Source organism: Phaeobacter sp. SYSU ZJ3003 (assembly GCF_041300735.1).
Lineage (GTDB): Bacteria > Pseudomonadota > Alphaproteobacteria > Rhodobacterales > Rhodobacteraceae > Phycobacter > Phycobacter gallaeciensis_A.
In genome coordinates this window covers 1-20,468 of record NZ_PXNU01000042.1, presented here as the reverse complement: position 1 = coordinate 20,468, position 20,468 = coordinate 1, and the positions used below count along the sequence as shown (strand labels likewise).

Annotated in this window: 18 protein-coding genes; all 18 read left to right on the top strand. The window is 62.3% G+C overall.

The genetic code is table 11. The annotated features are described in order from the left end of the window. The first annotated feature begins 36 nt into the window (after positions 1–36). The 18 genes from C6W91_RS15325 (at position 37) to C6W91_RS15240 (ending at position 20,363) form a co-directional block, all read left to right on the top strand. Entirely contained in the window at positions 37–1,008 is a 972-nt protein-coding gene (locus C6W91_RS15325) for a membrane dipeptidase (RefSeq protein WP_370571045.1), read from the top strand. A gap of 121 nt (positions 1,009–1,129) precedes the next feature. Beyond that, positions 1,130–2,791 carry a hypothetical protein gene (locus tag C6W91_RS15320; protein ID WP_370571071.1) on the top strand — a complete coding sequence of 554 codons (1,662 nt, stop codon included), beginning with the start codon at positions 1,130–1,132 and terminating at the stop codon, positions 2,789–2,791. Then, positions 2,788–3,438, top strand: coding sequence for a DUF3726 domain-containing protein (locus C6W91_RS15315; RefSeq protein WP_370571044.1), 651 nt, complete (start codon positions 2,788–2,790; stop codon positions 3,436–3,438). The genes C6W91_RS15320 and C6W91_RS15315 overlap by 4 nt, the downstream gene beginning before the upstream one ends. Positions 3,439–3,490: 52 nt before the next feature. Beyond that, positions 3,491–4,510 (top strand): Ldh family oxidoreductase, encoded by a 1,020-nt coding sequence (locus tag C6W91_RS15310; RefSeq protein ID WP_370571043.1) that lies wholly within the window; start codon positions 3,491–3,493, stop codon positions 4,508–4,510. 378 nt (positions 4,511–4,888) lie between these two features. Then, positions 4,889–5,476 (top strand): heme NO-binding domain-containing protein, encoded by a 588-nt coding sequence (locus tag C6W91_RS15305; RefSeq protein WP_065270943.1) that lies wholly within the window; start codon positions 4,889–4,891, stop codon positions 5,474–5,476. After that, the gene (locus tag C6W91_RS15300; RefSeq protein ID WP_065270942.1) at positions 5,473–6,483 is read left to right on the top strand and encodes a GGDEF domain-containing protein; all 1,011 of its coding nucleotides are present in this window, start codon (positions 5,473–5,475) and stop codon (positions 6,481–6,483) included. The genes C6W91_RS15305 and C6W91_RS15300 overlap by 4 nt, the downstream gene beginning before the upstream one ends. Before the next feature lie 239 nt (positions 6,484–6,722). Next, positions 6,723–8,789, top strand: coding sequence for a molybdopterin-dependent oxidoreductase (locus tag C6W91_RS15295; protein WP_370571042.1), 2,067 nt, complete (start codon positions 6,723–6,725; stop codon positions 8,787–8,789). Between the two features lie 41 nt (positions 8,790–8,830). Beyond that, a complete protein-coding gene (locus tag C6W91_RS15290; protein ID WP_370571041.1) occupies positions 8,831–10,255 on the top strand; it encodes a PLP-dependent aminotransferase family protein in 1,425 nt (474 codons plus the stop codon). A 191-nt stretch (positions 10,256–10,446) separates the two neighbouring features. Further along, positions 10,447–11,211, top strand: a complete 765-nt coding sequence (locus C6W91_RS15285) for an SDR family NAD(P)-dependent oxidoreductase (protein WP_370571040.1) — start codon at positions 10,447–10,449, stop codon at positions 11,209–11,211. A 12-nt stretch (positions 11,212–11,223) separates the two neighbouring features. Further along, positions 11,224–11,991 carry a crotonase/enoyl-CoA hydratase family protein gene (locus C6W91_RS15280; RefSeq protein WP_274832390.1) on the top strand — a complete coding sequence of 256 codons (768 nt, stop codon included), beginning with the start codon at positions 11,224–11,226 and terminating at the stop codon, positions 11,989–11,991. Between the two features lie 4 nt (positions 11,992–11,995). Then, complete coding sequence (locus C6W91_RS15275; protein WP_370571039.1) at positions 11,996–12,478, top strand: MarR family winged helix-turn-helix transcriptional regulator; 483 nt, start codon at positions 11,996–11,998, stop codon at positions 12,476–12,478. Between the two features lie 3 nt (positions 12,479–12,481). Next, positions 12,482–14,296, top strand: coding sequence for a feruloyl-CoA synthase (locus C6W91_RS15270; protein ID WP_370571038.1), 1,815 nt, complete (start codon positions 12,482–12,484; stop codon positions 14,294–14,296). 13 nt (positions 14,297–14,309) lie between these two features. Continuing rightward, positions 14,310–15,182, top strand: coding sequence for an amidohydrolase family protein (locus C6W91_RS15265; RefSeq protein ID WP_065270936.1), 873 nt, complete (start codon positions 14,310–14,312; stop codon positions 15,180–15,182). Position 15,183: 1 nt separating this feature from the next. After that, a complete protein-coding gene (locus C6W91_RS15260) occupies positions 15,184–15,648 on the top strand; it encodes a DUF3237 domain-containing protein (protein WP_370571037.1) in 465 nt (154 codons plus the stop codon). 3 nt (positions 15,649–15,651) lie between these two features. Continuing rightward, positions 15,652–17,253, top strand: a complete 1,602-nt coding sequence (locus C6W91_RS15255; RefSeq protein ID WP_370571036.1) for an acyl-CoA dehydrogenase family protein — start codon at positions 15,652–15,654, stop codon at positions 17,251–17,253. A 163-nt stretch (positions 17,254–17,416) separates the two neighbouring features. Next, positions 17,417–18,364: a Bug family tripartite tricarboxylate transporter substrate binding protein gene (locus C6W91_RS15250; RefSeq protein WP_370571035.1), complete on the top strand. Its 948-nt coding sequence runs from the start codon at positions 17,417–17,419 to the stop codon at positions 18,362–18,364. Positions 18,365–18,425: 61 nt separating this feature from the next. Further along, positions 18,426–18,851 (top strand): tripartite tricarboxylate transporter TctB family protein, encoded by a 426-nt coding sequence (locus C6W91_RS15245; RefSeq protein WP_274867332.1) that lies wholly within the window; start codon positions 18,426–18,428, stop codon positions 18,849–18,851. A gap of 12 nt (positions 18,852–18,863) precedes the next feature. After that, on the top strand, positions 18,864–20,363 hold the full coding sequence (locus C6W91_RS15240) for a tripartite tricarboxylate transporter permease (protein ID WP_370571034.1): 1,500 nt from the start codon (positions 18,864–18,866) through the stop codon (positions 20,361–20,363). The last annotated feature ends 105 nt before the right edge of the window (positions 20,364–20,468 follow it).

The following is a 20,468-nucleotide window of genomic DNA, read 5'->3' as shown; positions in this document are numbered from 1 at the left end:
AACTGCACTGCGCCGTGTTGCATGGGGTCGGCCCTGATGCGGATCGACGCGCTGCAATATGCCAACTGGTCCGAAAAGATCTTTCGCCAGCTGCGCGAAGGGGGCGTCGATGCGGTGCATGTCACCATCGCCTATCACGAAGGGTTTCGTGAAACGGTTCTGAACTTTGAACAATGGAACCGCTGGTTCGAGCAATACCCGGATCTGATCCTCAAAGGCACGCAGGCGAGCGATATCGATCGGGCGCGGGACAGCGGGCGCACGGCCATCTTCTTTGGGTTTCAGAACCCGTCCCCGATTGAGGATGACATCGGTCTGGTCGAAATCCTGCACACGCTCGGCGCTCGGTTCATGCAGCTGACCTATAACAACCAGTCGCTGCTGGCGACGGGCTGTTACGAGGCCGAAGACAGCGGCATCACCCGCATGGGGCGGCAGGTGATCCGCGAGATGAACCGTGTCGGCATGGTGATCGACATGAGCCATTCTGCCGACCGTTCCACCATCGAAGCGGCAGATCTGTCGCAGCGTCCCATCGCCATCACACACGCCAACCCGCACGGCTGGATGCCCGCCTTGCGCAACAAGCGGGACGACGTGATCCGAGCGGTGACGCAGAACGGTGGCATGATTGGCTTTTCGCTCTACCCGCACCACCTGAAGGACAAATCCGAATGCACGCTGGATAGTTTCTGCAGCATGATCGCCCGCACCGCCGATAGGTTTGGGGTGGAGCATTTGGGGATCGGCTCGGACCTGTGTCAGGATCAGCCGGACAGCGTGGTGGAATGGATGCGCGTCGGGCGCTGGAGCAAGGAGATCGACTATGGCGAAGGCTCCGCTGACGCCGCCGGATTTCCGCCGATGCCGGATTGGTTCCGCGACAACCGCGATTTCGGCAATATCGAAACCGGCTTGCGCGCTGTTGGCATGAACGCGGGTGAGGTCGCCGCGATCATGGGCGGCAACTGGTACCGCTTCTTCAGCGAGGGGTTCGGCCCGGCATAGGCAATTCGCACCGGGTCAAAGGAAAACACTGGAAAAACAAGGGTAAGCAAAGAAGGAGGGCAGCTTGGAAAGGGAAGCATCGGATCACCGACCCGCTGGGCTGCGTCCGCCTGAAACCGTGATGCGCCTTGCACGGCTGGGATCTTTCCATCAGTCGCGGCTGTCCTTCATGCGCATTCTGACCCGTCGGATGCAGGCCGAGGGCTGGCGCTTTGACAGGCCGGTGTTCGAGATCGGCGACGACGGTACGGGACACGCGGTCTACAGCGCCCATGGCCCTGAACGCAGCTATTCCCTTGTGGCCTTTGCCCATGACCTGCCGCCGGAAAAACGCTCTGACCGGGTGATAGCCGAGGCCTGGGATGCGACCTTTGCCTTGTTCGATGGTGTTCCGGGCGCCGACGACATTGCCCGCCTGGCGCAGAACGTGCCGCTGCAAGAAGCTGGCCGGGTGAGCGAGCGCGAGCTGTCGGTGTCGCGGGCGAACCGCTCGGTGCGCCTTTGGGAACATGTGGTCTCGGCGCTGGCGGCAGGCTGCCAGCCCGATCCGGTGCAGATCGAGGCGGTTGGCTACCTGATGCGGACCACGGCAGTCTATGGCTCGGGCAAACTGGGCGCTGCCGACCGCGAGATGATCGCGGACAGGCCGGAATGCGCGGCACCGTTTCAGGTTGAAATGCTGTCAGTGTATCTGACCCGGACCTTTGTTCGGGATCTGGTGCAGCATATGGCGGATGCCCGCGCCCGTGCCCGCTCGGGTGGGGTTGCGGCGCGTCTGGATCCGGCGCTGGCCCGGCGTCTGGGCATCGGCAATTCCACCGGCCTTGGCATGGCGCCCTTTTTGCTGAACCACCCGGTTCTGTTCAACAACTGGATCACCGCGCGGGAAACCGCGCTGGAGCGGGTGCGGAGCCTGCCGCAGGCCAGCCCGCAAGAGGTGGCTCTGTTTCGCGATCTTTTTGCCCGCGCCCGTCGCTCCGTGGCTAAATGGCAGACCGGGCATCCGGGGCAAGCGTGGAAACGCTCCGTGCTGATCTCGGATATCGACCATCTGGCCGGACATCTGGAGGGCGATGTTCTATCGGTCCCGCACCCCTGGGATGGTTTGTACCTCTGGGCCGAGCGATCTCTGTCCTGCGAAGGGCAGGAATGGTTGGTGTCGCTGATGCTGGAACCCTATGGCGCGCTGGTCGATGATCTGACCTCCGCGATGGCCTGTGGGGTGGGGGAAACCCGGCGGATTGCTGGCGCCATGACGCTGGGACGTTTGCGGCAGCTCGTGCAGCGCTCCCATGACTGGGCGCTGGCCATCGACTGGGATCTTCCCGAAACCACTGCCCGCGTCTGGTATGTTTCTGAGGAAAAACTGGAACCGCGCCTGGGTGAACGCGCCGAGGAGCCTATCGCCCCCTATGAGCAGCCTTTGGCCCCGGGGCGTGATGTGGCGGCGATGGGGCGCGCGATGGAAGGTTGGCCCGAGGAAACAAGCGTGGCGGAATTCCTGCTGCGCCACCCAGAGCACAGGCACGCGGTGCGGCGGGTGCAGATCGTTGCAGAGGCCCCCTATGGTGAGATCCGGGACAATACGATTGCCTGCGATCTTCTGCCGATCGACATGCTGCGCTGCAAACTGTCCTTCTTTGGCGCGCTGCATTTCGATCCGCGGTCCGATCGCTGGGTGCGGATCTGCATGTTCGGTAATGCGCCTTATCCCGAAGAGCTGTCGGCGCGGGATGGGGATTTCTGGATCTATCCGGATTCGACGGAGATGCCGGACGCATGAACCTGTCGCTGAACGAGATCGAAACCATGTGCAAACGCGCGGCGCGGGGCGCTGGGCTGCCCTGGGGGCTGGCGGAGGAAGCTGGCGCGGCGGCGCGTCTTCTGGCCAGGGTGGCTTTGCCCGGCCCGGAGCAGCTGGCCGCGCTGCTGGTGCGCAACGACCTGCGTCCCGTGGCCGCGCTTGCTCCGACGGCGATTGAAGCTGGACGCTGGCGCGAGGCCACGGGGCGGCTTTGCCCTCTGGTGTCGGGCAGTGCGCTGAGCGACCGGGCCGCCCAGTTTGAGACCGGTGCGGTTTTTGAGATGGAGGAGGTGGATTTTCCCTTGCTGCTCTTGCCCTTTGCGGCGGCGGCAGCGCAGCGGCTGGACCGGCCCGTAGCGCTTGATTGGCCGAATATACGGCTGGTGACCGATGGTCGCCAGATCTGCGCGACCGGCACGCGGCAAGAGATGCTGCGCGACCATGTGCCCTGGCTGCGCTGCCACGCGGAGGCAACGTTGGGGGATCCCCTTGCGCCAGTCAGGCGCGGGCAGGTCACAGATGACGTCTGGGCGCAGCTGTCCACCTTCGCCCATCGCACCTATGCCCCGGCGACTGAGGCCTCGCGCTTGCGCGGGGCAGGGGCCGGGCTGGCGGACAATGACTGATACGGAGATTGATACGGGATGAAGACGTGAAACGGACAGAAAGCGGAGACAGATGAGCGCGACAGAAACCCTCTCTCTGGCAGAGATCGAAGATCTGGCGCTCCGGGCGCTGATGGCGGCGGGGACCAGCCGTGAAAATGCCGCGCCTTTGGCCCGGGCTACGGCCATGACCGAAGCGGACGGGGTTGCCTCCCATGGTCTGGCCTATGTGCCGATCTACGCCGAGCATGTGACATGCGGCAAGGTGGACGGTCAGGCCCAGCCGCAGGTCTCCAGATCCCGGCCCGGCGTGGTGACTGTGGATGCGGCCACCGGGTTTGCCCATGTCGCGATTGATCTTGGGTTTGAACATCTTATCCCGATGGCGCGGGAGCAGGGTGTTGCGGTACTTGCGATCCGCAATTCCTACAATTGCGGCGTTCTGGGCTGTCACACCCAGCGGCTGGCGCAGGCGGGTCTGATGGGCATCGGCTTTACCAATGCGCCGGCTTCGATCGCGCCATCAGGTGGCGCGCAGCCGGTTCTGGGCACCAATCCCTTTTCTATCGCAGCACCAGGCCCCGGTGGGCAGGTCATGGTTCTGATCGACCAATCCGCCAGCACCATCGCCAAAAGCGAGGTGATGAAACACGCCCGCGAAGGCAGACCGGTTCCCGAAGGCTGGGTGCTAGATGCGACGGGCAATCCGACCACGGACCCGGAGGCGGGACTGAAGGGCACCATGGTGCCTGCCGGGGGGTACAAGGGCGTTGGCGTGGCGCTGATGGTCGAGATGCTGGCGGCAGCGATGACCGGGGCCCTTTTGGGCAGTGAGGCCAGCCCGTTTTCGGGGCCGGTAGGCGGGCCGCCCCGCACCGGACAGTTCTTCATTGCCATCGATCCGGGCGCGACCTCGGGGGAAGGTTATGCAGACCGCATGGGTGCGCTTGTGGCCTCGGTCCGTGCGCAGGAAGGCGCGCGCCTGCCGGGCGATGGGCGTGCCGCAGCACGGGCGCGGGCGGAACAGGCCGGGGTCGCGGTCAGCACGGCAACCCTTGCGCGGGTGCGGGCACTGCTGCCGCCCCGCGACTGATGCAGGAAAGGATGCTAGCAAGATACCATCTGGCTTGACGGGTGCGGGTTGGCATCGCTAGGGTCCGCGCCGGAACTCTTTCAAGCAAATGATGTCGCATCGGTGCCTGCTCTTGGCGCTAAGATATCAGGTGCCCGTGTCCTGTGAGCCTGGTGCGGATTATGCCGTTTCACCGGGAGTTTACCGGGCTGTGTGCGCACGACCACCTCCGGGGGCTTGTCCTGTCGGCAAGGGATACCTAGAGGCTGCGGTCTGTTTCGGGGGAGGCACGTGGATGTGCCCGGAACGTGGTGCTGTTTGGATGAATTTTGCCGATGTTGGGCGTTTTTTAACACACAGGGCCCAATAATGGGACACGGTAGGAAAAGGGGCCAAGATATGCATGGTCTGATCAACAGGGCGATCCAGGCTTTTGTGACCAGCACCTATGGCGCGGACCGCTGGTATGAAATCATGGATGTGGCTGGGCTTGGGTTTCGACAATTCGAGGCCATGCTGACCTATACGGATGACCAGTCGAACAAGATGCTGAGTGCCATGGAAACGGTGCTGGAGCGTCCGCTGCCTGAGATGCTTGAGGATATGGGGACCTTTCTGGTGTCCAACCCTCAGGTCGAAGCCCTGCGCCGCCTGCTGCGGTTCGGCGGGGTCAATTATGTTGAGTTTTTGCATTCTCTGGATGACCTTCCGGGGCGTGCCCGTCTTGCCGTATCCGATCTTTATCTGCCGGGCTTGGAATTGTTGGAACAGTCACCGGGGCATTTCGAACTGGTTTGCCAGCCGGGGCTGCCCGGCTATTCAAATGTCATGATGGGTGTTTTGCGGGCCATGGCCGACGATTACGGAGATCTCGTTATTCTGGATTCAAGCGGTGCGCAGGACGGGGCAGAGGTGATTTCTATCACCCTGGTGGAAAGAGAATTTGCCGAAGGGCGGGCCTTTGATCTGGGAGCGCACTCCCTATGATGACCAATGAACAGCTTGCCGTCATCGCGGATCAGATCTGCCCGATGTATGCGATCGTGGATGCCAAGGGGTATATCCAGCGCGTCGGCCCCACGCTCAGAAAGCTCCGACCCGATCTGAAATGGGAGGGGCGCCGGTTTTTCCGTGTCTTCGATCTGTCGCGCCCGCGCCGGGTTCGGTCCATGGCGGACCTGGTCAATACGGCCGGGTCCAAATTGCATTTGCATTTTCGGGACACGCCGCAAACCAGCCTGAAAGGCGTTCTCGTGCCTTTGCCACAGGGGCAGGGCGCGATCATCAACCTGTCCTTCGGGATCTCGGTTCTGGAAGCTGTGCGGGATTATGATCTGACCAGCGCGGATTTTTCTCCAACCGATCTTACTATCGAGATGCTTTATCTGGTTGAGGCCAAGTCCGCCGCGATGGAGGCCTCGCGCCAGCTGAACCTGCGTCTGCAAGGGGCCAAGATCGCGGCCGAGGAACAGGCCTTCACAGATACGCTGACGGGCCTCAAGAACCGCCGCGCCATGGATCACATTCTGGATCGGTTGATCAGCGGCGGCCGGGATTTTGCCCTGATGCATCTGGATCTCGATTACTTCAAACAGGTCAACGACACGCTGGGACACGCCGCCGGGGATGCGGTGTTGCAGCATGTGGCCCGTGTCATGGTAGAATGCACCCGCCAGTCCGATACGGTTGCGCGTGTTGGCGGCGATGAATTTGTCCTGATCTTCAATGACCTGCGCGATCTGCGCCAGATCGAAGGGCTGGCGAGACGGCTGATCTCCGAATTGGAGGTGCCGATTCCCTATGGCGGCAAGATGTGCAAGATTTCGGCGAGCGCGGGCACTACGCTTTCGGCTTGGCACAGCGGCACCTTTACCGCTGCGGAAATTCTGAATGAATCGGATGTCGCGCTTTATGCGGCCAAAGGATCTGGCCGAGCGCAGCATTGCTTCTATGAAAAAGGCATGGAAAACAAGGTTCTGGCTCTCGATCACTGATCGGCCCAATTCCGTCGTTTCTGTCTGCCTGTTGCCGTGGGTTCTTTTCCTCGTCACCTGATTTTTGGCGCCTCTTGCAGGCGCCAAAAGCGCGTGCGGCGGCCAGATAGCGGGCCACTTTGGCCCACCAGCCCCGTGCTTTTACCAGATTGGTCTGGTCATTTTTGCCCAAATTGGAGCTTAACGCCCTCCCAGTTGCCGGTGTATCCGCCCTTTGAGTGTTGTTTTCAGAGGCCGAGATGACCAATCAAGACCCGACCGCCTTTCGCCCAAGCGTTTGCCCGCTGGATTGCCCGGATACCTGTAGCCTCTCCGTCAAGGTCGAGGGTGGCAAGATTTCCGAAGTCCGGGGATCGACAGCGAACCCCTTCACCGCCGGGGTGATTTGCAACAAGGTGGCCCGCTGCTATCCGGATTTCGTGCATGGCGCGGCCCGCCTGCGGCACCCCTTGAAGCGGACCGGCCCGAGGGGATCGGGGTCTTATGAGCGGATCACCTGGGAGGAGGCGCTGGACCTGATCCATGCAGGTTTCAACCAGGCAATCGAGGCGCATGGGCCGCAATCGGTTCTGCCGCTTAACTATGCCGGGCCGCATGGTGAACTGGCCGGGGGCTCAATGGACCGGCGGTTCTTCTACCGGATGGGGGCGACGTTGCTGGATCGCGGGCCGCTCTGTGGTGGTGTGCGCGGAGAGGCCTACGCCAGCCTCTTTGGCAGCGCGCCGGGCATGCCGCCGGAGCAGGCAGTGCAGTCCGATCTGGTCCTTGTCTGGGGCAACAACGTCACGGTCTCCAACCTGCATTTTATGCTCGTGATCAAAGAGGCCCGTAAATCCGGCGCGCGGGTGGTGGTGATTGATCCCAAGCGGATCAAGCTGGCCGAGCAATGCGATATGCACCTGCAGCTGCGGCCGGGAACCGATGTGGTTCTTGCGCTGGGACTGGCGGCCGAATTGGAGCGGCGCGATGCGCTGGATATGGCCTTCATCGGCGAATGGACCCATGGGTTTGACGCCTATATGGAGGAGGCCCGCGCCTATACCCCGGATCGTGTCGCCGACATCTGCGGCCTCCCTGCGGAAGAGCTGCACCAATTGGTGGACTGGATCGTCGCGTCCCGCCGGATGGCAAGCTCCTTTGGCAACGGGATCGAACGGACCCGCTCGGGCGGTGCCGGGCTGCGGGCGGCGATGGCTCTGAATGCGCTGACAGGCCATCACGGGCGCCTCGGTGCCGGGGTGGTCGCGAAATCCGGGGCCGCCGCGCCAAAGACTACGGCCCGCCTGCAGGGGGATCATCTGATCCGGCCCGGCACGCGCTGTTTCAATATCGTCGATGTGGCGGAAAAGATGCTGGACCGGAACCTTGATGTGCCGGTTGGGGCCGTGATGATCTACAACCACAACCCTGTTGCAACGCACCCCGATCAGGACCGGATGATCGAGGCCCTGATGCAAGAGGACCTGTTCATCGCAGGCGCGGATGTGGTGATGACGGATTCCATGGCTTATTGCGACGTGATCCTGCCTGCCGCCAGCCATTTCGAATATGATGACATCTATGGCGCCTATGGGCAGAACTACATTCAACGGGCGGAACCGGTGATCGCGCCGGTGGGGGAAAGCCTGCCCAATACCGAGATCTTTCGCCGATTGGCCGCCCGGTTCGGGTATCAGGAGCCCGAGTTCCGCGACAGTGACAAGGACCTGATGGATCAGGCCATGGACGTGTCGCATCCGGTGTTCGGGGGTAAGCCACCCAGCGAAATCCCCTGCGACCAGGCCATCGCGATGACCGCCGGGGATGGCAATCCGCTGGTGCTGTGCCACTCGGTGATGCCGCAGACGCCGTCGGGGCGGATTGAGCTGTTCAGTCAGGATCTTGAGGATCGGTTCGGCTGTGGTGTGCCGCGCTATGACCCCGCCCCGCAGGATCTGCCGCTGGTGCTGGTCACCCCCAGTTCGGACAAGCGGACCAACGCGACCTTTGGCCATCATGCGCTGTCGGCGGGGGCTGAGGTGGTACAGGTGCATCCGCAGGATGCCGAGGCGCGCGGACTCAGCCATGGCGATCCCGTCACCGTCTGGAATGCCCGGGGCGAGGTGACCTTTGCGCTGGAGGTGACGACAGCCACCCGGCCCGGTGTGGTCTACAGCCCCAAGGGCACCTGGCTGTCCAGCTCGCGCAGCGGGCGCACGGCGAACGCGCTGATCCCCTCGGCTCTGCGCACGGATATCGCCGGGGGCGCCTGCTATAACGAAACCTTTGTGGATCTGCGGCGTGGGTGGGACAGTAGACCGGACTGACGCAATGGGGCAGTATTGGGCGGAACGTGGAGACCAATACCGTGCAGCAGGTACCCGGGCCGACCTTTTCCATTGACCGCAGTCTGTCTGTTCCCGTGTTCGAGCAGATCTGCACGGCGCTGCGGACGCGGATCGCGGCGGGAGAGATCCCGGAGGCCAGCCAGCTGCCGGCCACCCGCAGTTTCGCGGTAGAGCTGGGGGTGTCGCGTTCGACCGTGGTGGCGGCCTATGAGCAGCTGGAAGCCGAAGGCTACATCGCGGGAAAACGCGGTTCGGGGTTTACCGTCTGCGCCATGGGGCAGGTCGAACTGCAGCCGGTGCATCCTGCACCCCCGGAGCCTGCAAAGGAGACGCCGCGTGCCCTGTTGCCCTTCAACAGTGGAGAGCCGGACATGCGGTTGTTCCCGCACCGGCAATGGGCGCGCTGCGTATCGCGGATATGCCGGGTGGCGCCGGAAACCATGCTGGATGGTGGCGCGGTCCGGGGCAACGCGGCGCTGCGCCGGGCCATTGCGGCCTATGTGGCAGAGTGGCGGGGGATCGAGGCAGGCGCCGAGCAAATCATTATCACTGCGGGGGCGACGGATGCGCTTGAGCTCTGCCTGCGCACGTTGGCACCACGCGGCAGCGCCATCGGGATCGAGGACCCGGGGTATCCGCCTCTGAACCGTATCGTGCAGTCGCAGGGATTGCGCTCGCACTACCTCCGCGTCGATGCTCTTGGCGCCTGTGTTCCCGAAAAGGATGCCGACCTGAAGGCGGTGGTGCTGACGCCATCGCATCAGCATCCGCTGGGCGGAGCGATGGCGCCGGGGCGGCGTCTGGAATTTCTCAATTGGGCCAAACGGACCGGCGCCTGGATCATCGAGGATGATTATGACAGCGAGTTCCGATATGCGGGGCGCCCCATTCCGGCAATGGCGGGGTTCGATGGGCTGAACCGGACGATATACCTGGGCAGTTTTTCCAAGACCTTCTCGAACGCGCTGCGGATCGGTTATGTGGTCGCGCCCGAGACACTGATTGCGCCGCTGCACGACAGCCTGCTGCGCTTTGGCACCCGGGCCAGCGGCATGCCGCAGCAGGCCCTGGCAGAGTTTATCGACAGCGGCGAGTTCTACCGCCATTTGCGCCGGGTGCGGCGTATCTATGGTGAGCGGCGCAAGCATCTGCTGGCGCGGCTGCAGCAGGAATTCTCCGCCTATGGCAGCGCACCGGATCACGGCGCGGGTATGCAGCTGGTGTTTCATTTGAACGATGGCTGGCAGGATCATGAGATCTGCAAGCGGGCGCGGGGCGCCGGTTTGGGATTGCGCCCGCTTTCGGGATTTGCCGCCGAGGTGACCGGGCTGAACGGGCTTGTTCTGGGCTGTTGCCACATGGAGATCCCCGAAATCGACGCGGCGCTGACCCGCCTGGCGCAGGTTTTTGACGGCGAAGCCGAGCCGAAACAGGATCAAACCTGACCGCGGCGCGAGCTATGCAGGAGTATGGATTCGTGCTGATAGATCCGAGTTGGTCCGGAAAATACATTCAAAATTAGCAACTTAAGTGTTTGTGAAAGTTTTGTTGGCGCGAGATAGATATTTCGTATAACGATTAAAAAGAAGATATGCAGGATAACTATAATATCAGTTATCCAGTTCGGGGAGGAACTATGCAGATAGATGGACATGTGGCGCTGGTCACAGGTGGCGGCAGTGGCCTTGGTGCGGCGACGGCCCGGCATCTGGCCGCAAAAGGCGCGAAAGTCGCCATTCTGGATTTCGATATCGAACGGGCAAAGGCGGTCGCGGCTGAGATCGGCGGCATCGCCCTGCATGTCGATGTCAGTGATGAGGCCGCCGTCGGTGCAGCCCTCGACAGCATCGCAGAGCAGCTGGGCAGTGCCCCCCGTATCGCGGTGAGCTGCGCCGGGGTCGGCATGGCGGCGCGCATCGTTGGTCGTGGCGGCAAGCTGTCGTTCGATGTGTTCGAAAAGACGCTGCGGGTGAACCTTTTTGGCACCTACAATGTGATGAGCCACGCCGCCCGCCTGATGGCAGAGCTGGACCCGCTGGCGGATGGCGAGCGCGGGGTGATCATCAACACCGCTTCGGTTGCTTTCGAGGATGGCCAGCTGGGGCAGGCGGCCTATGCGGCTTCCAAGGGGGCGATTGCCTCCATGTGCCTGCCTGCGGCGCGCGAGCTGGCGCAATCGGGCATCCGCGTCATGGCCATCGCACCGGGCCTGTTTCAGACCCCGATGATGGAAGGGTTGCCGCCCGAAATTTCGACGCAGATCACCGCCAATATTCCCTTTCCTGCCCGGCTGGGCGCGCCCGAGGAATACGCGCTTCTGGCCGAGCAGATCGTCACCAATCCATTTCTCAATGGAACAACCATCCGGCTGGATGGCGCTGTGCGCCTGCCGCCGCGCTGAAGGATCCCGCGCATGAGCGATCAGATACTCAAAATCGACATCAATGACAGCATCGCCACCCTGACGATGAACCGCCCGGACAAGCGTAACGCCATGTGCGAAGAGCTGCTGGAGGCGCTGGATGCCTTCTTCTCGGCGCCGCCCAAGGAGGTGCGTGTTGTCATCCTGACCGGCACTGCGGGACATTTCTGCTCGGGGCTGGACCTGTCGGAACATGTGCACCGCTCGGCCGAGGAAAACCTCTATCACTCGCGCCAGTGGCACCAGGTGATGGAGAAGATCCAGTTCGGCGGGTTGGCGGTTGTGTCCGCCATGTTCGGGGCGGTGATCGGTGGCGGGCTGGAGCTGGCAAGCTCGACCCATGTGCGCATCGCTGAACCTTCGACTATCTTCCAGCTGCCCGAAGGGCGGCGCGGCATCTTTGTGGGTGGCGGCGCCACCGCGCGGGTCGGGCGTCTTCTGGGCGCGGACCGGATGACCGAGATGATGCTGACGGGGCGCAAATACGATGCCGAAACCGGCGTGGCGCTTGGCCTTGCCCATTATGCGGTGGGCGAAGGTGAGGCGCTGGAGCTGGCGCAGACCCTGGCGGGCAAGATCGCCCGCAATGCGCCCTTGTCGAATTATCTGATGATCCAGTCGATTGCCCGCATCAACGACATGTCGCAGGCCGATGGTCTGTTCACGGAATCGCTGGCGGCGGCGCTGTCGCAGACCACGCCGGATGCCGAGGAAGGCCTGCGTGCTTTCCTTGAAAAACGTGCCCCTAAGTTCCGGTGACCCGATGAAGACCGACATCAAAGAGCCTGAGCCTGAAATGGGCGTTTCTCACGTCAGCGATGAAACCCTGCGCGGGTTTGTCGGCTATCACATGAAGCGGGCATTCAACGTCGTGCAGACCGATCTGGCCCGGACGCTGAAGCCTTTTGATCTGCGGATGCTGACCTATACGGCGCTGGTGCTGATCGTCGATAATCCGGGGTTGCGCCAGTCGCAGCTGGCGGATGCGATGGATGTGGAACGGCCCAATCTTGTCGTGATCATAGACGAGCTGGAGCGGCGCGAGCTGATCGTGCGCGACCGGGTGCCGACGGATCGGCGGGCCTATGCGCTGAAGGCGACGCTGGCCGGTCGCCAGCTCTATGAGAAAGCGGTCGCTGCGGTGACCGCCCATGAACAACGCTTGCTGGAGAACATGGATGCAACGACCCGCGACACGGTGATCGCGGCGATGCAGTTGATCCAGAAAAGCCTGTCGAAAGGATAGACCATGAAACGGACGTCCAACTTCCTGCCACACGCCGTCACGCGCGAGGATCGCCCCGATGGCAGCCTGCTGTTGCGGTCTGAATACGATCTGGGGCCGGTGACAGAACGGACTGGTGACTGGCTGCACCGCTGGGCCGAAGAGGCGCCCGAGCGGGTGTTCCTGGCCGAGCGCAGTGGCGCGGGCTGGCGCGAGGAAAGCTATGCGGCGACCCTGCAGCAGGTGCGCGCCATTGCGGCGGCGTTATTGGCGCGGGGCATGGGAGCGGATACGCCGATCCTAATCATGTCGGGCAATGGTGTCGATCACGGGCTGCTGTCGCTGGCCGCGCAATACGCCGGTGTGCCGACGGTGCCGGTGGCCGAGCAGTATTCGCTGATCCACGGCGCCCATGGCCGCCTGCGTCACGCCATCGAATTGGTGCGGCCAAAGATGGCCTATGTTGTCGACGCCGATCAATACGGCGAGGCGTTGAAACTGGATGCCCTTGAAGGGGTCGAGATCGTCGCGACCCGCACCGGCGGCGCCAATGTCACGGCCTTTGCGGATCTTCTGAAAGGCGATGCGGGCATCGATGTGGATGCGGGATTTGCCAAGGTGACGCCCGATACCGTTGCCAAGATCCTGATGACCAGCGGCTCGACCTCGAACCCCAAGGGGGTGCTGACCACCCAGCGGATGATGTGCGTCAACCAGACCCAACTCGCCGACAGCCTGCCGTTCCTGCGTGCGCGCCCGCCGCGCATCGTGGACTGGCTGCCGTGGAACCACGTCTTTGGCGGCTCGCATAATTTCAACATGATGCTGGCCAATGGCGGCAGTTTCTACATCGACGATGGCAAGCCGGTGAAGGGCCTGTTTGACCGCACCGTCGAGAACCTGTCGATGGTAACCGGCAGCCTTGTGTTCAACGTGCCCATGGGCTTTGCCATGCTGCTGGAGGCGCTGGAAAAGGACACGGGGCTGCGTCAGCGCTTTTTTGAAGAGCTGGACATGATCTTTTACGCCGGCGCCTCACTGCCGCAGGAGGTCTGGTCGGGCTTTGAGACCATGGCGATGGAGATCAAGGGCGAGGTGCCGCTGATGACCTCCTCCTGGGGGCTGACGGAAACCGCCCCGGCGACGATGATCCAGCAGGAGCCGACCGAAAGTTCGGGCGTGGTGGGTGTGCCGATGACCGGCGTGACGCTGAAGCTGATCCCGGATGACGACATGCGCTGCGAGGTGCGGGTCAAGGGACCGAACGTGATGCCCGGTTATTTCGAAGATCCGCAAAAGACCGCCGAGGCTTTTGATGAGGAAGGCTATTTCATCACGGGTGATGCGATGGTTTTCGTGGACAAGGACGACATCAACAAGGGCATGCGCTTTGACGGGCGGATTTCCGAGGACTTCAAACTGCTGACCGGCACCTGGGTGCGGGCGGCGGGCCTCAGGATCGAAATGCTCTCGACCCTGGCGCCGCTGGCCGCCGATCTGGTGGTGACCGGGCAGGACAAGAACGAGATCGGCGTGATGGTCTTCCCCAACCGCGAGGCGATCGAGGCAGCAGGCTTCACGCTGGAAGAAGACGGCGGCGCGCTGGTCTGTCCGCAGCTTCTGTCCGACATTCATCACCGGCTGAACGAGCGCGCAGGGCGGGTTTCTGGCTCCTCTACCCGGGTGGTGCGCGCCATTGTGCTGGCCGAGCCGCCTTCGCTCACCGATGCTGAGATCACCGCCAAGGGCAACCTCAACTTCCGCAAGGTGCTGACGCGCCGCGCAGATCTGCTGGAGCGGCTTTATGACGACGCTGCCAGCGGCATTGCGAAACTCTGATAGGAACACAACGATGGTAGATTTTTCCAAGGTCCGCGCGATCGATTTCCACACCCACGCCGAAGAGCCCTGCGGCTGCCATGCCGACGACGGCTATGATGAGCTGCAGGCCACCATGGCCAGCTACTTCGGCGCGCCTTGGCAGCATCCGCCCACCGTGCCGCAGACCGCTGCTCATTACCGCGAGCAGAACATCGCCGCGGTGATCTTCCCGGTCGATGCCGAGCGTGAAACCGGTTATCGCCGCTACAAGAACGAAGAGGTTGCCGAGCTGGCGGCCGAGAACGACGATGTTCTGATCCCATTCGCCAGCATCGACCCACACAAGGGCAAGATGGGCGCCCGCGAAGCGCGTCGCCTGATCAAGGATTTTGGAATCAAGGGCTTCAAGTTTCACCCGACCATGCAGGGCTTCTATGCCAATGACCGTATGGCCTATGACCTGTATGAAGCGATTGCCGAAGAAGGCGGTATCGCCCTGTTCCACACCGGTCAGACCGGCGTTGGCAGCGGTATGCGCGGCGGCAACGGTATGCGGCTGAAGTATTCCAACCCGATGTATATGGATGACGTGGCGGTGGACTTCCCGGACATGAAGATCATTCTCGCGCATCCGTCCTTCCCCTGGCAGGAAGAGGCGCTGTCGGTGGCTCAGCACAAGCCCAACGTCTATATCGACCTCTCCGGCTGGTCGCCCAAGTATTTCCCCGAGATCTTGGTGAAATACTGCAATTCGATTCTGAAGAAGAAGGTGCTGTTCGGATCCGACTGGCCGATGATCACGCCGGAACGCTGGCTGTCTGATTTCGAGAAAATTGCGATTAAGGACCACCTGCGCGAAGACATCATCAAGGGCAACGCCATGCGTCTGCTCGGGGTCGACTGAGATGGAGATCCCCGCACCAAAGCTGCGCCATGCCTTCCGCCTGCGGGTGGAACTGGGTGCCCCGATTGAAATGGGGCAGGGACGCGCGGGTGTGCGACGGATCATACCGATCATCGGGGGCAAGGCGCTTGGCCCCGATCTGACCGGCGAGGTGCTGAACCTCGGGGCCGACTGGCAGACCATCTACAGCGATGGCGCCGCCCATCTTGATACGCGCTATGCGGTGAAAACCGAAGACGGCGCGGTGATCGAGATCGTCAACGTCGGCAGCCGTCACGGCCCGCCTGATGTGATTGCGCGGCTGGCCAAGGGCGAGGATGTGGACCCCACCAGCTATTACATGCGCACCGCCGCGCGGCTGGAGACCGGCGATGACCGCTATGCTTGGGTCAATCACATGCTCTTTGTCTGCTCCGGTATCCGCCGGGCCTCTGCCGTTGAAATCGACTATTATGCAGTGGAATAACCAATGAAGCCTTTTGCCGCCCCTGTTGAGGACATTCTGTTCACGCTGAACCATGTGGTGGGCACAGCGGATCTGCCGGATTGGGATGCGGAATTCGCATCCGAGATTGCCGGGCATTTCGCGGCCTTTGCCGAAGGTGAGATCGCACCGCTGGATGAACCCGGTGATCTTGAGGGCTGCACGCTGACGGATGGCCGCGTTGCGATGCCCGCTGGCTTCAAGGATCTATACCGCTCTTACGCTGAACAGGGCTGGCCGGGTCTCACCATCCCCGAGGAATTCGGAGGCCAGGGCATGGGCGCGATGATGCTGGCGATCACGTCCGAGATTTTTTCCGGGGCCAACCATTCCATGCAGATGGTCACCGGGCTGGTTCCGGGCGCTGCGCGCACCCTGTTGCGGTTCGGCTCGGCGGATCAGCAGGTCCGCTACCTGCCGTCGCTGGCTTCGGGTGAGACGCTGGCGACCATGTGCCTGACCGAACCCGGAGCGGGATCGGACCTCTCGCGCGTGCGCTGCCGTGCGACCTCCGATGGGGATGGCTGGCACATCACCGGTGAGAAGATCTTCATCTCCGGCGGCGACCAGGACATGAGCGACAAGGTCCTGCATCTGGTGCTGGCGCGAACCTCGGACAACGGGATCAAAGGGCTCTCTCTGTTCCTGTGTCCCTGCACCCGCGCCGATGGCAGTCGCAACGCTGTCACCGTCACCCGGATCGAGGAAAAGATGGGCCTGCATGCCTCCCCTACCTGCCAGTTGGCCTTTGATGGCGCCGAGGCCGAACTGATTGGCGCCGAGGGGCAGGGGCTGATGGCGATGTTCACGATGATGAACCACGCCCGCTCTGACGTGGCGCTTCAGGGCGTGGCCCATGCGGCGCGTGCTTTCGATGTTGCGGCATCCTATGCGGCAGAGCGCCAGCAGGGACGCGGCGCGGATGGACAGCCGGTGACGCTGGATGGCCACGCGGATGTGCGCCGGATGCTGGATGAGATCGACGCCGGGGCACTGGGCGCTCGCGCCATCGCGCATCTGGCCTTTGTCACCATGGAGAAGGGCGACAATCCCGATCTGGTGGAGTTCCTGACCCCGCTGGCCAAGGTCAGCGGCACCGAGGCAGGCATCCGCGGCGCCGAACTGGGGGTGCAGGTGCTGGGCGGCTATGGGTATCTGCGCGAATACCGGTTGGAGCAGACCTATCGCGATGCCCGCATCACCGCGATCTATGAAGGGGCTAACGGCATTCACGAACGCATGCTGGCGACACGTCTGCTGGGTACACCCCCGGCGGAGGCCTTCGCGGCCTTCATGGCGGCAGAGGGCAAGGAGGCCGAGGCCGTTGCTGCTGCCTTGGAAGGCTGGAACCTTGCGCGAAAACAGTTGCTGGACAACCCTGACCCAACCGCCTTTGCGCATGAATTCTATCTGCTGACCCGCGATACGCTTTTGACTGCGTTGTGGAGCCGGGTTCTGCGGGCCGCATCGGCCCATTCGGATCCGCAGCGGCTGACGCGGGTCGCCACGCGCCAGCTGGAAGTGATTGCCGCAATGCGTCCGGCGCGGCTGGCGTTGCTGGGAGTTGCGCAAACCGCCGGGGCATAACTATCCGGCGCAGGTGAGGAGATCTGCGTCGTCTGGCCGAGGAAATTCACTGTTGAGCAAGGGGAGAGGTAAATAGTTTACTGGTTAAGTAACTCTCCAGGAGGAGACCCGTCGCGCTTGTTTGTGGGTGACGGAGGAAAGACAACAAAGAGGAGGAAATCACATGACACTTAAATCCCGGATTATGGCGCTGGGCGCCGCCGCGATGATGACGCTTGCCGCGCCGCTGGCCGCAGAGGGCTGGAAACCCGATGGAGCGCTGACCATTCAGGTCGGTTTTGGTGCCGGCGGATCGACAGACACCATGGGTCGCGTGCTGGCCAGCGTGATGGAGAAAAACACCGGCTGGGACATCGTGGTCGAGAACAAGCCTGGCGGCGGCGGCGTTGCCATGTTCACCGGCCTGTCGCAGCGCCCCCCGCAGGGCAAGGTCGTTGGCATGGGGGTCAGCATCCCCGTTCTGGTCCAGTTGGTTCAGCGCGGCGATCAGCTGCCGTTTGATGTCGACAGCTTTGATTATCTTGGCACCGTCGCCAAGGCAGAGCTTGCGCTGGTGGCCAGCGCCGATGCGCCCTTTGACGATCTGGAGGGCCTGATCGCCTATTCCAAGGAGCAGGGGCAGCTGGCGGTTGCCACCATGGCGCCGCCGCAGGTTCTGATGATGAAGGCAACGACCAAGACCACAGGAGCGGATTTCAACCTGGTGACCGCCGATGGCGGTGCCGAGGTGATGAAGCTGATCCTGGGCGGTCAGGTTCTGGCGGGTTTCGGATCGGGAGAGCAGTTTCCCTATCTTGAATCCGGCGACATGAAGGTGATTGCGGGCGCCAACCAGTCGCGGCTGAGCTATGCGCCGGAGGTCAAGACCTTCGTGGAATCCGGTATCAACGCCTATGTGGACCCGGTGTTCTATCTGGCAACCACAAAAGGCACCGATCCTGCTGCGGTCGAGGCCATCGCAGCCGCGATTGACCAGGCGGTTGCCTCGCCGGAAATGGCTGAAATCGTGCAGAACGCGGTCAAGGGCGCGCCGATCAACATGGGACCCGAGGGCACCCATAAGATGATGACCGACGGTCTGGCAAACGCAGCCGTGTTGTTCGCGAAATAAAACCGCAAACCGCCCTGCGCGTGTTGGCGCGCAGGGCGGTTTCAGAACTTGGGAGGGTTCCATGGGTTTGTCTGCCGACCGTGCTTCGGGCGCGTTCTTTCTTGTGCTTGGTCTTGTGCTCTATTTCCTGGTCATCCCCTCCTATGTGGAGCGGGTCGAAGGGGGAAATCTGTCACCGGATACGATGCCCAATCTGATTTCCATTGTGATCGCCGTTAGTGGCGCGTTCCTGATGCTGAAACCGACCGGGCACCGCACCCAAAGACCGCATGTCTTTGCGATTACAGGCGCCTATGTGGCGGTTCTGGCAGGTGGAATCTATGCGATGTCCGTGTTCGGTTTTGAATATGTCGCCCCGCCGCTGGCGTTTGCGATCATGTGGATGATCGGGGAACGCCGCCCGGCCTGGCTGGCGGCGGGCGTCATCGTCATGCCTGCGCTGATCTGGTTCCTGGTGACCTACGCGCTTGGCCGCGCCTTGCCCTGAGGGAGTAAAATCATGGTGGATTTTTCGACGATCCTGGCAGGCTTTGGCGATGCCTTTTCCCTTATCAATCTTCTGTTCGTCATCTGCGGCGTGATCCTGGGGCAATTCGTAGGCGCGGTGCCCGGCATCGGCCCGATCATGGCCATGGCGATTGCTATTCCCTTTACCTTTGCGCTGGATCCGCTGGTGGCGATTTCCTTTCTGGTGGGGGTCAACAAGGGCGGACTGGTTGGCGGCGCGGTGCCTGCGGTTCTGATGAATACCCCCGGCACCCCCGATGCCGCGGCAACCGCGATGGACGGCTACCCGCTCGCCAAGAAGGGTAAGCCGCTCAAGGCCACCAAGATGGCGCTGTTTTCCTCGGTGACGGGCGATACCTTCAGCGACATCGTATTGATTACCGTGTCGGCGCCGCTGGCGGTTCTGGCCCTGCGCATGGGCCCGATTGAGATCGCCGCGCTGATGATCTTTGCCTTTTCCGTTCTGGCCGGGCTGATCGGTAATTCCCTCACCAAGGGTATCATCGCAGCGGCGCTGGGATTGCTAGTGGCTTCGGTCGGGACCGATCCGGAGCATTACACACCTAGGCTCATCTTTGGCTATTGGGATCTGTTCGACGGGTTGCCCCTGCCATCAGTTGCGATTGGCATGCTCGCCATTTCGGAAATCCTGCGCCGCATGTCCGATGCCCATGGCAGCGTCCGTTCCGCCATCATCATGGAGGATACCGGCAACCCGGACGACCGTCGGGTGACCTGGGCGGAATACTGGTCCTGTCGCTATACCATGCTGCGCGGTGCCACCATCGGAACCATTTTCGGCGCCTTACCGGGGATCGGTTCGACCGCTGCCGCCTTCATGTCCTATGCCTTCACCAAGGCCCGCTCAAAAGATCCGCAAAGCTTTGGCAAGGGCAACCTGCATGGCATCGCCGCAGCTGAATCCGCCAATTCCGCGGTTGTCGGCTCTAACCTGATCCCGCTGTTGACGCTGGGAATTCCGGGCAGTGTCAGCGCGGCACTGATCATCAGTGCCTTCATGATCCACGGCATGCAGCCCGGCCCCTTGCTGTTCGAAAATCAGGGGCGGCTTGTCTACGGGTTGTTCGGGGCCATGATCATGGCGAATTTCATCAACCTGTGGATCGGGCAGGTCGGGCTGCGGCTTTGGGTCAAAGTGGTGTCGGCGCCGGAGTCCATCATCTTTTCCTCGGCGGTTCTGTTGTGTTTTGTCGGGGTGTCGATGGCGACCAACGGATTGTTCGGCGTTGCGATCATGCTGATCTTCGCGGTGATCGGGTACCTGATGTCCAGTTTCGGCTATCCGCTGGTGATCTTCATCATCGCGTTCTTTCTGGGACCAAGATTCGAGAAATCCATCGCACAATCGCTTGCGCTGACGAACGGGGATCTGACCCAGGTTCTGAAAAGCCCGGTTGCCGTCGCTTTGCTGCTTTTGTCGGTGGTGTCTTTCGTGTGGTTCCTGGCCCGCGGCCGGGAGGCCGAGCTGTGACTATCTGAGCTCGGCCGAAGGTCAGAGCAGCATGAACAGAGGGAATTGCCCAAGAGGGCGGTTCCCTTTTGCTCTTCGAGAGGGAGGCCTACGGCGGTTTGAACG